This window comes from Xanthomonas sp. DAR 34887 (assembly GCF_041245805.1).
Lineage (GTDB): Bacteria > Pseudomonadota > Gammaproteobacteria > Xanthomonadales > Xanthomonadaceae > Xanthomonas_A > Xanthomonas_A tesorieronis.
The window spans coordinates 5,191,950-5,204,699 of sequence record NZ_CP162490.1; the positions used below are offsets into that span (position 1 = coordinate 5,191,950).

9 protein-coding genes and 2 pseudogenes are annotated in these 12,750 nt (G+C 66.4%); 3 read left to right on the top strand and 8 right to left on the bottom strand.

What is annotated here, in order from left to right:
* Nucleotides 1-57: 57 nt before the first annotated feature.
* Both AB3X08_RS22035 and AB3X08_RS22040 read right to left on the bottom strand, forming a co-directional pair.
* A complete protein-coding gene (locus AB3X08_RS22035; protein ID WP_369935188.1) occupies nucleotides 58-3,891 on the bottom strand; it encodes a translocation/assembly module TamB domain-containing protein in 3,834 nt (1,277 codons plus the stop codon).
* Nucleotides 3,888-5,669, bottom strand: coding sequence for an autotransporter assembly complex protein TamA (locus tag AB3X08_RS22040; protein ID WP_369935189.1), 1,782 nt, complete (start codon nucleotides 5,667-5,669; stop codon nucleotides 3,888-3,890). The genes AB3X08_RS22035 and AB3X08_RS22040 overlap by 4 nt, the downstream gene beginning before the upstream one ends.
* A 362-nt stretch (nucleotides 5,670-6,031) precedes the next feature.
* Between AB3X08_RS22040 and AB3X08_RS22045 the strand changes: the two genes are divergently transcribed.
* Nucleotides 6,032-6,580 (top strand): GNAT family N-acetyltransferase, encoded by a 549-nt coding sequence (locus AB3X08_RS22045; protein WP_369935190.1) that lies wholly within the window; start codon nucleotides 6,032-6,034, stop codon nucleotides 6,578-6,580.
* Nucleotides 6,577-7,119: a DinB family protein gene (locus AB3X08_RS22050; RefSeq protein WP_369935192.1), complete on the top strand. Its 543-nt coding sequence runs from the start codon at nucleotides 6,577-6,579 to the stop codon at nucleotides 7,117-7,119. Before AB3X08_RS22045 ends, AB3X08_RS22050 begins: the two co-directional genes overlap by 4 nt.
* A 205-nt stretch (nucleotides 7,120-7,324) precedes the next feature.
* On the opposite strand, the gene AB3X08_RS22055 is transcribed toward AB3X08_RS22050, so the two are convergent.
* The 3 genes from AB3X08_RS22055 to AB3X08_RS22065 form a co-directional block, all read right to left on the bottom strand.
* Nucleotides 7,325-7,975, bottom strand: coding sequence for a YceH family protein (locus AB3X08_RS22055; protein WP_369935193.1), 651 nt, complete (start codon nucleotides 7,973-7,975; stop codon nucleotides 7,325-7,327).
* A 162-nt stretch (nucleotides 7,976-8,137) separates the two neighbouring features.
* Complete coding sequence (locus AB3X08_RS22060; RefSeq protein ID WP_369935194.1) at nucleotides 8,138-8,833, bottom strand: hypothetical protein; 696 nt, start codon at nucleotides 8,831-8,833, stop codon at nucleotides 8,138-8,140.
* Between the two features lie 10 nt (nucleotides 8,834-8,843).
* The gene (locus AB3X08_RS22065; protein ID WP_369935195.1) at nucleotides 8,844-9,446 is read right to left on the bottom strand and encodes a hypothetical protein; all 603 of its coding nucleotides are present in this window, start codon (nucleotides 9,444-9,446) and stop codon (nucleotides 8,844-8,846) included.
* 428 nt (nucleotides 9,447-9,874) lie between these two features.
* On the opposite strand from AB3X08_RS22065, the gene AB3X08_RS22070 reads away from it, so the two are divergent.
* Entirely contained in the window at nucleotides 9,875-10,963 is a 1,089-nt protein-coding gene (locus AB3X08_RS22070) for an alginate lyase family protein (RefSeq protein WP_369935197.1), read from the top strand.
* Nucleotides 10,964-11,244: 281 nt separating this feature from the next.
* Here AB3X08_RS22070 and AB3X08_RS22075 read toward each other — a convergent pair whose 3' ends face one another.
* From AB3X08_RS22075 to AB3X08_RS22085, 3 genes and pseudogenes are all read right to left on the bottom strand, one after another.
* Entirely contained in the window at nucleotides 11,245-11,787 is a 543-nt protein-coding gene (locus AB3X08_RS22075) for a hypothetical protein (RefSeq protein WP_369935198.1), read from the bottom strand.
* Nucleotides 11,788-12,027: 240 nt separating this feature from the next.
* Nucleotides 12,028-12,399, bottom strand: a pseudogene (locus tag AB3X08_RS22080) (S-layer family protein); the annotation flags it as partial.
* Nucleotides 12,400-12,468: 69 nt separating this feature from the next.
* Nucleotides 12,469-12,693: pseudogene (locus AB3X08_RS22085) on the bottom strand (transposase); the annotation flags it as partial.
* Nucleotides 12,694-12,750 lie beyond the last annotated feature (57 nt).

The window sequence follows — 12,750 nt, forward strand, 5'->3', positions numbered from 1 at the left end:
CCGGAGGCTGTCAAGGAGATTTTGCGGTCGCAGCATGCGCCGTGCTCAAACGGCGCACTACTTCTCCTTCCGCCAATTGATCGACCCACGGTTCTCCACTGTGCTCGATTCCACCTCCGCGTCGAAACCGCGGCCGAGCAGGTATTTCAGGGTCAAGACCGAGCCGCTGCCGATCAGCGACACGCCGTAGCTGACGTAGAGTTTCGGCGAGAGATACTTACCGAACCCGACCACCGAGCCGCCGAGGGTGCGCGACTGGCTGACGCCGGCATCGTCGAAGCCGAGTTTGGCGCCGAGTTGCGAGGCGAGCAGGCCGCTGCCGGCCGATAGTGCGCTGGCCGCGGCGGTCACCTGGTCGGCTTCGTCGCTGCTGGCGTTGCTGAGGCTGCGGCCCAGTACTAGGTACGACATCGCTTCGGATTGCGACATCGACGGGTCCGACCACACGTCGGCGCGCGGGGCGGTGGCGCGGCCGGTGACGTCGATACCGGCGGTGACGTCGCCGACCTTGCGTTGCGCGCGGATGTTGATGCGCGGATCGGAGACGATGTTGTTGCTCCAGGTCAACTGGCCGCGGGTGATGGTCAGGTCCTGGCCGTAGGCCTTGTACTGGCCGCTGACGTCCAGGCCGCCGGTGGCGGTCATCTCGCGGCCCTGGCGCGAACGTACTTGCATGGCGCCGGTCAGCGCGCCCTTCAGGCCGAAGCCGGCCATCTTGACCTGGTCGCCGAGCGTCACCCGCAGGTCCATTTCCAGCGGCGAGCTCGGCGCTTCTTCCGGATCGGCCGGGTCCAGGACCACCACGTCCTCGGACACCGAGGTACCGCGGTCCAGCCGTTCCAGGTCGATGTCCGCCGACGGCACGGTGACCTGGCCATTCAATGTCATGGTCTTGTTGGCGATGCCGAACTGCAGGTCGGGATTGGCCACCGCGCGCAGTTCGGCGGTGTTGGAGACCAGCACGTTGTTGCCGCGGATATTCAATTGCAGCGGCGTGGTGTCGCCGTACCAGGACAGGCCGCCGTCGACGTTGAGCGTGCCTTCGCCGGATTTGACCGAGGCGACGATCTTCGCCGAGCCGTCCGGCTGCGCGTCGAAGCGGCCCTTGCCTTCGCTCAGGGTCAGGCCCAGCGCCGGCAATTCGCCGGTGAAGTCGCTGAGCGTGGCGTCGCCGCCCATCGACGGTTGCGAGCGGGTGCCGCGCAGGCTGACATGGCCTTCGACCAGGCCCTTGGGCCGCACCAGATCGGGCGAGAACAACTCCATCCAGTACAGCCGCGACATGTTCATGTAGATCTCGCCGGTGAGCGGCGCGTACGCGTCCCAGCCGGTGTCCACGGTGGCGTCGATGAAGCCGTCGCCCTGGAAGCCGACGCCGAGCTTGGAATGGATGTGCTGCGCGGTGAAATCGGTGACGAAACTGAACTGGTCGTAGCGCACCAGTTCGCCGCGCGCGTTGTCGCCCAGGCGCAGGCCGCCTTCGCGCGAGGCCAGCCGCAGCGATCCCTGCCACGCGTTGCCGGCCGGCTTGAAGCTGCCGTCGAGGGTGAGTTCGCCGCGCAGGTACATCTTGCGGCCGCTGTTGGGTGGCAGCCACGGCTGCACCAGCGACAGCGGCAGCGCGTCTCCGCGCACGGTCAGACCCTGCTTTGGCCAGTTGGCGGCCAAACACAGGGCACCGCCGCCGGCCGCGCCGAGGCAGGTGTCGGAAAGCGTAAAGGCGCTGCCGGCGATGGCGAACGTGGCCGGCTGCCGCAACTGCCACGGCTCGCCCTTGGCCGGTGCCACGCGCAGCGTGCTCACGCCGCCCTGCCAGCGCGCGCCGTCGCGGCGCAGCTGACCGGCAACGGCGAGCGCGCCCATGTCGTTGCGGGTATCGGCGTCGAGCTGCAGGTTTTCCACGGCGCCGCGTGCATCCACGCGCAACGTCTCCAGCGCCACCCCGGCGCTGATCGCGCTGCCGCGCAACGCCAGTTCGCCGCCGCTGCCGCGCCACGGCAGGCGCCCGCGCAGGCTGACACTGTCGGCGCCGTAGCTGTCCCACTTCAGGCCGTTGCCGGTGAGATCGGCGGTGAGGTCGGGCGCATCGCGGCGGCCCTTGACCTGCACGCTGCCGCGCAGGCTGCCGGCGGCGCCGGGCAGCAGATCGGCCAATTGCAGCGGCTGCAGCTGCGCATCGATGTCGAGCTGGTCGCCGACCTTGCCCTGCGCCTGCACGCGGCTGTCGCCCAGCGCCAGTTGCAGCTTGCCTTCGCCCTGCTCGCCCTGCAGCGCGAACTTGCCGTTGGCATCCAAAGGGCGGCTGCGCAGCTTGCCGTTCAAACGCGGCACGTCGAGGCTGGCCTGGTAGCCGGCGGCGCTGCCATCGGCATGCGCCGGCAACTGCTTGCCCTTAGACGCGAACTGGCCGGACAGGTTGCCGTCCCAGCCCGGCGCGAAATAACCGGGATCGAAGCCGGCCAGCGTGGCGTTCACGTCCCAACTGAGTTCCGGCGCCCAGGCCACTTCGCCGCCGAGGTCGAGCGTGCCACTGGGCATCTTCGCCTGCACCTGCGCCAGTTGCGCGCGCTGGTCGTTGCCGCGCACGTCCAGATGCAGTTCGGCGCTGTCCTTGCCGCGCGAGACGGTGGCTTCGCCGTAGGTCGCCCACTGTTTCAGCGTGCCGGCCAGGCCGAGGTTGGCGTCGACCAGCTTGATCGGTACAGCCGGCGCATCCGGCGTGGACGGGTCCGGGGCGGTGGCGAAATTCAGGCCGCTGGCGTTGACCGAAAAGCGGAACGTGGCGTTGTCCCGATCGCGGAAATCGGCCGTGCCGCGCAGCCGCGCCTGGCCGTCGAAGGCCCGCAGCTGCAGCGGCGCGACGGTCAGCACCTGGTTGTCCAGGCGCACGTTGGAGGGGTCCAGCGTGAGCTTCTGCTCGCCATACGCGAGCTGGCCCTGCAGCTTGGCATCGCCACCCTTGCCCGATGCGCTCAGGTCGAACGCGATCGGCTCGCTGGTCGCCGCGGCGTCGCCGGGCGGCACGAACAGCGACGGGTCCAGCGCTTTGCTGCTCGCCGCGAACTGCCAGGTGGGATCGGTGCGGCCGGTGAACACCAGCGTGGCGCGCAGCGGCGCGGGCGCGTTGCCGGCGATCGCCACTTCCATCTTGTCCAGATCGCCGCGCGCGACCAGCCCCAGCCGCGCCGGGGTGCGTCCGCGCGCGGCCGGCAAGACCGCGCTGGCGGTGAGGTTGGCCTTGTAGTCCTGCGCCGGCACGTAATCGCCATCGACGCGGAAATCGCCGCGGTCGCTGGTCACCAGCAACTGCCTGGCGCGAAATTCGCCATTGGCCACTTCGATGCCACCGCGCAGCGTGTGGATATCGATCATCGGCTGCTGCGCCTGGGTGATGCGCAGGGCATCGATCACGATGCGATCGGCCTGCAGCGCCAGCGGCACTTCGATCTGCGGCAACGACTGCGGCCAGCTCGGCAGCTCGAACGGCTCGTCGCTCTTGGCCAGGTTGAGCGTGGCGTTCTTCAGCTGCAACGCATCGAGCTGCAGCTTGCGCCCGAGCAGCGGGCGGATGTCCGGATCCAGGTAGGCGCGCTCGGCGCTGAAGTGGATCTGGTCGTAGCGGAAATCCAGGTTGTACAGGGTCAGCGGGCCGGCCAGCGGACCTTCTGCGCGCTCCCAGGTCAGCGAGGATCCCGCGGGCAGCCGCGCCACGATCTGCGCCAGCAACACGTCGCGCCCGGCCACGGTCTGCAGCAGCCAGTACAGCGCCAGCAAGGCCAGCAGGCCGAGCCCAGCGACGGTCAGCGCCGAGCCCCACCAGAAGCGTTTGCGCCGGTAGAAGCGCGGGCGCCGCGGCGGCGGCGCAGGCGTGTCGGAGCCGGTCGCGCTCACAGATTGGCTCCGATGTTGAGGTACAGCTGGAACTGCGAGTCGGGGTCGTTCAGACCATGCGCGATGTCCACCCGCACCGGTCCCACCGGCGAGCGCCAGCGCACGCCGAAGCCGACGCCGGTGTGCCAGTCGGGGGTGTCGTCGAAGGCGCTGCCGCTGTCGACGAACACCGCGCCGCCCCACGGCCCGCCCTTGAAGTACTGCTCGTATTCGGCGCTGCCGGTGAGCACATGCTTGGCGCCGAGCGCGAAGCGGTCCGGCTTGGCGGTGCGCGGGCCGACCTCGCGGAAGGCGTAGCCGCGGATGCTGTTGTCGCCGCCGGCGAAGAAACGCAGGCTCGGCGGCATCGCCACCAGCGCATTGGTCCAGGTGCTGCCGGCTTCGCCGCGCAGGATCAGGCGGCTGTTGTCGCCAAGGCCCTGGAACCAGTTCAGGCGCAGGTGCGCCTGGGTGAAGCTGGCATCCGAGCCCAGCCCTTCGGCGCCGGCGCGCAGGCTGACGTTGCCGCTGAAGCCCTTGCGCGGGAACACCTTGTCGTCCACGCCTACGTAGTCGGCTTCGATCTGCGGATAGACCAGCGTGGAGTATTGGTACAGCGCGCCGTCGAACACGTCGTCGGTGGCGTAGCGCCAGCGCTCGCGCAGCGCATTGAGCGAGGCAGTCGCGGTCCAGTGTTCGTTGATCTCGCCGCTGCGGCTACCGGTGAGCTTGAGGTTGCGCAGGTCGATGTAGTCGGTCTGCTCGTCGTAGGCGCGCAGCGAGGCGGTGTACCAGCCGTCGAGCCAACGGAACGCCGGCACCCGGTAGCTGGTGATCAGGCTCTTGCGCTTTTGCGCGTAGTCCAGCTGGGTGCTGAGCTTGTGTCCGCGCGCGTTGACGTAGCGGCGGTCCACGCCCAGCCGCACGCCGGCGCCGCTCTCGCTGCCGTAGCTGATGCCGCTGGTGTAGATGCTGCGCTTGGCGCGGGTCAGGTTCACGTCGACCGGCACATTGCCGTTGGCGTCGGCCTCTTCGGGCTTGGGCTGGATATCGACGGTGCTGAAATAGTCGAGCTTGACCAGCGACTCGCGCAGCCGGTCGAGCTTGCCTTCGTGGTAGTAGCTGCCTTCGTCCCAGTACACCAGCGGATCGAACAGGCCCTGATTGAAATAATCCTGGTGGAAGCGGATCGCGCCCATGTTGTAGCGGCGGCCGCTGTCCCAGCTCAGGTCGATGTCGGCGGCATGGTCGGCGCGGGTCACCTCGACCCTGCGCTGGGTGAAGTCGGCATCGAAGTAACCGCGCTCGGCCAGGCGCCGGGTGATGGTGACCTTGCTGGTCTCGTAGGTGGTGTGGTTGAAGACCTCGCCGGTCTTGGGATGGAACTTCTGCAGGTCTTCGCCCAGGTAGCTGTCGTCCTCGGCCGGCCCGGTGATGCCCACCTGGAAGTTGCGCACCCGCACCGGCTCGCCCTTGTCCACGTGCAGGGTGACGGTCAGCTTGTCGTCGTTGCGCGGCGCCTCGACGGTGATGGTCGGGGTGTAATAGCCGAACGGCTCCAGCGCCTGCCGGGTCTGCCGCTCGGCCTGGCTCAGCAGGTACTCCAGGCGCGACTCGCCCTGGACCTTGCCGATGGCCTGGTACAGCGACAGCGAGACTTCGATGTTCTCGATCATCGCCGCGTCGTCGTCCTTGTCCAGGCCTTGTATCTGGACTTTTTCAATCGTGCCGCGCGCTTGAACGAAGCCGGCCAGCGACAGCAAGGACAGGAGCAGGGCGAGGCGGGGGATGGATCGCATGGGCGCCAGAATACCGACACACCGTGTGAAGCTGTTAACTAGACGTTGGCTTGCATCTGCCGGCGAGGTCGCGTAAGCGGGTGGCGAGGGCGTCGCTGCCAGAGTCCGGCGCGGCATCGGCGACCGCGTCGGCGCTGGCGTTTCGCGTCGATGCAGCGTGGTCCGCGGTGCGCCAGGGTGGGTTGCCGCCCGCGCGGCGCAGAGAGCGGGCGTGGGACCGAGGAGCGGGCAGCAGACGACGTATTCCTCCGCGCGACGAAACCGCACAAGCCCCGTGTGCCCAGCGGCCACCCTCTGCAGCTTGCCAATCCGCGCCGGCCGCGCCACGCTGGCGCGATCGTCATCCCCTGCAAGGACGTGCAGTGTCCACCGTGATCGAAACCGCGCGTCTGCGCCTGCGCTTGCTGGACCCGGACCGCGACGCCGCGGCGATGTTGGCGCTGCTCAACGACCCAGGCTTCCTGGCCCACATCGGCGACCGCGGGGTGCGCGACGAGGCCCAGGCACGCCGCTACCTCGCCGACGGGGCGGTGCTCAGCTACGCCCAGAACGGCTTTGGCCTGTACGCCGTGGAACGCCGCGACGACGACGCCTGGCTCGGCGTGGCCGGCCTGGTGTTGCGCCCCACCCTGCCCTGCCCGGACCTGGGCTATGCCCTGCTGCGGCTTTACGAAGGCCATGGCTATGCCAGCGAAGCCGCGCGCGCGGTGTTGGCATACGCGCAAGACACCCTGGCGCTGCCACGCCTGTGCGCGATCGTGGCGCCAGACAACGCGCGCTCGACGCGGCTGTTGGAGGCGCTTGGTTTCACCGCAGCGACCCGCATGCGGGTCGCTGCGGATGCGCATGAGGTCGCGTTGTACGCACGCGACCTGTCCGCCGCGAACGCACGGCAAGGGCTTGAGCCTTGAATACGCTGGAATCGCTGCAATTGCTGGCGCGCTACAACCAGTGGATGAACGAGCGCGTGTACGCGGCCGCGGCGACCCTGCCGGAACAGGTGATGGTGCAACCACGCGGCGCGTTCTTCGGCTCGCTGCTGGGCACGCTCAACCACCTGGTGGTGGCCGATACGATCTGGCTGCAGCGCTTCGCCCAGCATCCGGCGCAGTACCCGGCATTGCGCGCGATCGCCGCCGCTCCGGTTCCCGCCGCGCTGGATGCAGTGCAGGCCGCAACCCTGGCTGCCCTCTTGATTCAGCGCCAGGCGCTGGACGCTACCATCGCCACCTGGATGACGCAGGTGAGCGCCGCGGACCTGGACATCGCGTTGCCCTACCGCAACACCCGCGGCGACGCCCATTGTCGGCGCTTCGGCGATGTACTGCTGCATTTCTTCAATCACCAGACCCACCACCGCGGCCAGGCCAGTACCTTGCTCAACCAGGCCGGTGCGGAGGTGGGCGTGACCGATCTGCTGGTGTTGATTCCGCAGATGGAGACCGAATGAGGATCGATGCAGCCGGTGGCGCGACAGTCGTACGGGCTATCGGTATGGAGACAGCAAGATCCGAGCGCTTGGCGTCGTCAAGCGGATGACAGAAACGACTCTCGGTATCACTTTCGGCTAGTCGCCGGCATCACCCTGATGCCAAAGACGCGCTAGCGGCAGGTGCCAGCCCGCTGCTGTGACTGCCTACTACGTAGCAATGGCGCTATGGCGTTGCGCTCTGCCCCTGCAATGCGGCAACGATCTCGCGCAGCTCCGCCACCTCGGCCTCCAGCGCCTGCACCCGCGCCTCCAACTCATCATTGCCGGATGCAGCCGGGCGCGCCTTGAACGATGCCGCCAACGCCTCCGCATCGACCGGCCCGCCGAGCAGATGCATGTAGCGATCCTCGCGCTGGCCGCTGCCGCGCGGCAACTGCACCACCAACTGGCGCTGCGCCAGGCGCTCCAGCTGATGCCGCACGTCTTCGGCATCGGCGAACCGCGCCATGCGTTCGGCCCGCGCCAGGAGTTCGTTCGCCGTCTGCGGGCCGCGCAGCAACAGCAGCCCGATCAGGATCACCTGCTGCTGGGTCAGGTCCAATGCCGCTGCCAACCGATGCTCGTAGCGCACCGCGCGCGAAGAGAACTGCTGCCGCGCCAACCCATGCCCTTCCAACTGGCGCAGCGCATGCTGCACATCGCCCGGATTCAGCGACATCACCGGCTCGCGCGAGGTCTTCTGATTGGCCGCCACCACCGTCGCGTTGACCGTGAGCGGATACGCATCCGGCGTGGTGGCCTCTTTTTCGATCAGGCAGCCCAACGCACGGGCTTCGACGGCGGAGAGAACGGGGGGTGTGGAGGTGTCGGTCATCGTGCTCGGCATCCAGGCAATGACGCGCAGCATAGCGCCGAACCGAGGCAGGTTCGCCTGCCACGCGCCGACTCGGTCGATATGGCCGCCATCGTCTTGATGGTGGCCATGCCGACGAGGCACGTGCGGGAGATATAGAGGCCGCTACCGACGACAGCGGGGCTACTGCTGCGTGATCGCCATGCTCTCGGTGGTATGGAACAGCTCTGGAAAGCTCTGCGCGAACTCGGCGGCGCATTGTGCGGAAAGCTCGTCGGCGCGCCGCTCGACCTTGGCGTAATCGTCGGCCTCCCACTCGGCGATGGGCAACTCGATGACGCCCGGATTGCAGCGCTGCGTCACCGACGCCTGATGTACGCCGCCCACATCCGCAGGCCGCGCCTGCATGCTGACCGCAAAGCGCAGTTCGTACGGCGTGTCCGCATCTCCCAGCGACTTGTAAACCAGCAACCAGTCCTCGGCCTTCACCTTGAACATCGCGGGCGGCGGATCCTGCGGATGCGTGGCGGCATACGCCTGCAAGCTCTTTTCCAGCGCAGTCGGCAGCGTGCTCAGCGCAGGATCGACGATGGCCTCGTTGGGATCGCCGAGCAGATCCTCCTTCTTGAATCCCGTCACTACCTGCCCACTCAGGGCGCCGAACACACCCTGCATGACCTTCACGCTCGTCATCCTGGCGGTATGCGAACGCCGGACCACGCGCAAGCCGCGTGTTTTCGAATCGGTGCTGGCAAGCACGGTCAGCGGCGTCTGCACCGGCTCGACGAAAGCGGCCTTCTTTCCGGTGCTGGCGCAACCGACCAACGCAGGTGCCACGATGGCGAAGGCAACTCCATACATCCATATTTTCAATGACACGGAACGCTCCTTATTGTTGCTGTTCGGCGGGGCATGTGGGCGAGCGACTGGGCACCGAGCGCCGGCTGATCCGGCCATCGGCTTCCTTGATGAGGGCATAGACATCCAGGCTGCAGGCGCCGGATACGGTATTGAGCACGGCCTCGTAGTCCTGCCCGGCTCGCGGCACGAACGTCCCTGCGGCGATGCAGGTGGGGCCATGGCCGATCGGGGGACTGCAGACCATGCGGTAGCCAGGGGGTGCAGGCGGACAGGGTGCGGCCGGCGCAGACGCGCCGGCGTCGAACGCCACCACGACCGGCTGCTCGGAACGGACATAGAGTTCGAGCGACCGCTTCGGCGTATCGCTCAAACGCGGCATCTGCAGGTTCCGATGCGCAGTCAAAGGAGAAAATGCAACCCGCCCGAATCCCGGCACATGACCGCGATTGCAGGTGGTACTTGGGTAGATCACGGCGTTCTCGGTCGCTCCCACAAGACGCAGGCGCGTGCGCTCCCCGTCGCTAGGCTCGTCGTAGAGGAAGAGCTGTGGAGCGTTCTTGACGATGGCGCAAGACGCGGTCGTTGCCGCAAGCGACACCAGGCATAGCCTGGCGATTTTTCTACCGACCATGGGATCGATCCTTCCTTGGGAATTCAGAACTGGATGCCTGTACCAGCGCAACGGAACCACTTATCGCCAAAGCGCGGTGCCCCGTCGATGCGATGCAGGCGATCGGCGACCAAACGGTGTCCCCCGACTGCGGTTCGGCGCTGCTGAATTGTGTCGTGCAACAAGAAAACCCACCATCCGAGCATCTCCGACATGCTGTCGGGTGCGTCCTGACAGCGCGATCTATCAATGCTCTGAAATTCCCATTCCGAACGCGCTCTTCGACCACTGCCGGCAGTCGCGTTCGGGTTCAGCCTGGTGCGTCCCCACAGCGCTGTGTTCGTTGAACGCAGCGGCCATGCGCTCGCGTCTGAAGCCATGTCCGATTCATGCAGCGCGACATAGATTTGTCTGCATTGCGGTCGCGGCTTTCGTACGAGGTGCTCCCCATGTCTTTCGCCGGTTTGCGGGCAGGCCTAGCCATCGCCATCCTTGTACTGCTCCCGTGTATGCCGGCCGCCGCAATGCAGCGCCTTTGGCCAACCGACCAACAATGGCATCAACTAGGGACCGAGAGCGGCGCGACTACCGCACAATTGCGTCTGGCCGACGCGGCGCTGCATGACACCGCGCATCCCATCGAAGTGCTGAGCACCGCCGGCCGATTGAAAGGCGATCCAGTCAAGGCAGGCACCGAAGCGAGCCTGGGCGACATGCGCAAGATCCAGGCACTAGCCGTGGCCTATGCCCTGACCGGCAAGGAGCGCTATGCGACGAAAGCCGGCGACTATCTCGGCCGCTGGGCCGCCGTGAATCGGCCCACCGGTCAACCCATCGACGAGACCGGCCTGGAGCCGGCGATCTTTGCCTACCGCATCGTCAGGAAGGCACTGCCGACCGGGACACGCGATGCCGTCGACGACTGGATGCGGCGCATTGCGCGCGCCGAGATCGCGTCGCGCGATACCAAGCGCAAGACCGCCACCAACAACTGGCATAGCCATCGCTTGAAGACCGTCGGCCTGATCGGTATCGCACTGGACGACGACGGCCTGATCGCCTATGCCAGGGATGGATTCAAGCGACAGATCGGCGACAACCTGCGCCCGGACGGCCAGAGCATCGACTTCATCGAACGCGATGCGCTGTCCTACCATGTCTATGACCTGCGCCCGCTGGTGACACTCGCCTTGGCCTTTTCCGAGCGTGGCGAAGACCTGTATCACTGGCAGGCGCGCAACGGCGCCTCGCTCGCGCGCAGCGTGCAATGGCTGCTGCCCTACCTCTGCGGCGAAAAGACCCATGCCGAATTCGTCGGCAGCGATGTCGCTTTCGACAAGGCCCGCTCGCGCAATGGCGAAGCGGGTCATGTGATCGGCAGCGCCTACGTCCCGCGCGATGCTTTGCCGTTGCTGACGTTGACGGCCGCCTACGATCCCGAGAGCGCGCGCCTGGCGACACGGCTCGGTGGCACTACGGCGGACCTGCGCCTGGCCTTGAGCTTGCTGCCGGCGCGGCCGCTGTCCAGCGCCATGTAGGGAGGCTGGTCGATCGCGGTGCTATGGGCGGCGCCGAGGAGATCCCGCCGGGGTGGCGCGGCATGTCCCATCTTTCGCTCTGCGGTAGGACCAGCGTCGTCTATCCAAAGGAGCCGCCCCTTCGGGTAAGCGCCTGAACTTGGGTCGGGAAAATGCATTCTGCCCCGGTTCCCCGGACACCAATGCCGGCGTTCGCACATGCCGGTTGGCACGCCAGGCAGCAAAGCGGCCCTATTCGCCGCTACATTCCTGCGCGTCTTTGATTTCGACCGGAGCCAGCGTTACGCCGTCGCTCGTTTCGCTGATCCGGGAGATGGCGAGATGGCAATACTGGCGCGAGAGATCCAGGGCGACCTCGTAGTCCTGGCCTTTTTTTCGGGAACGAAGGTCGCGCCGAAATCGTCGCAGCCGCGCGAAATGCCGTTTGACCCCGTGGTTTCATAATACGAGGCGTGGATGGCGATGGGCTCGCCGGCAGTGATGGCGTATTCGCGATAGAACGCCTTGGCCAGGATGCCGTTGCGCTGTTTGAGGTTGGTGACATTGGGGGTGACCGGCATTCCCAGGGAAATGTTCTTCTTGCTGCCGAAGGCACCGCCGAAGCCACTGCTGGAGGGCGTTTCGCTTTCAGCATCACCGCCGTAGCACACGGTGTTGCGATAGAACTCCAGGCCAATCGCGGCCTGCCCGAAAAAGCGGATCCGTGCCTGGTTGTCGGGGTTGACCCGTGCCTGCTCGTCCTCGTCGTCGCCAGCTATGGCCGCGGCTGGACAGGCTGCAGCGAAAAATGCGATCAGCAGAAAGAGTTTGGGGAGGAGTTCCATTCTGGCCTCATCGTGACTTGAGGTAGCGATAGCGGCCGCTGGCGGAGATTCTGAAACTGTTTGATCGTGGGCGAAAACGGGATGAGCGTCTGAGATGACCCACGTTTTGCATTGACAGATCAGCGGCTTACAGAAGACCCGGGTGGAAGTGAGCGCGCGCATGGCGCAGTGTTTGAGGTGACGGAACCAAAAGATGACTGGCGACCATGCGCGCACGCCGTCGTCGTAGTTACCTAGTTAGCGGCGACCGGTGAGCTGGGTGATCTGGTCCAGCACCAGGCGCTGTTCGTAGAAGCCGTCGCCCAGGCGCTTCATGTCCCCTTCCGGGTCCACGCCGAGCTTGTCCAGCAGGTAGTCGCTGCTGATGAAGTTGTCGTAATCGACGAAGCGCGGATCGGTCTCGATCAGATAGCGGCGGCCGGGGCCGCTGCTGCGGCTGGCGTTGACGCCGTCCAGGCCGGTGGCGGCGCGGCCCAGCGCGTTGACGCTGGTGCCGTTGGCGCCGACCAGGCGGTACAGCCCACCGATCGGCAGCACGATGTTGCCCAGCGGGGCGCCAATGCCGCCGACCACTTGCTGCACATTGCCGGTGCCTGGGTCGATCTGCTGGCGCTGGCCATGCACAGGCCGCCAGAACCAAGATCTAGTTCAAACGGGTATTTACTCCGGCCCTGATATTGGCAACCACCGCTGGGTTTGCTGATAGACCGCCTTCCATGGCGGAAACTCATGAGGAATCAAGCGCCGGGGCGCCCCGGCTCGCTCCATCCAGCGCAATACATTGAACATCAAGCGCAGGTCGTACTTGCGCTTCCGTGCCTGCGGACCCATCAGCGTCAAGTAGGGCGCCGCGAAGGCCCATTCTTCATCGGATACGTCAGTTGGGTAGGGGTGTGGTAGCTTCATCCGCTTACGACAGTCGCGTGAGCTCCAAGTTCGTAACACGCTCTAAGCTCGCCCATC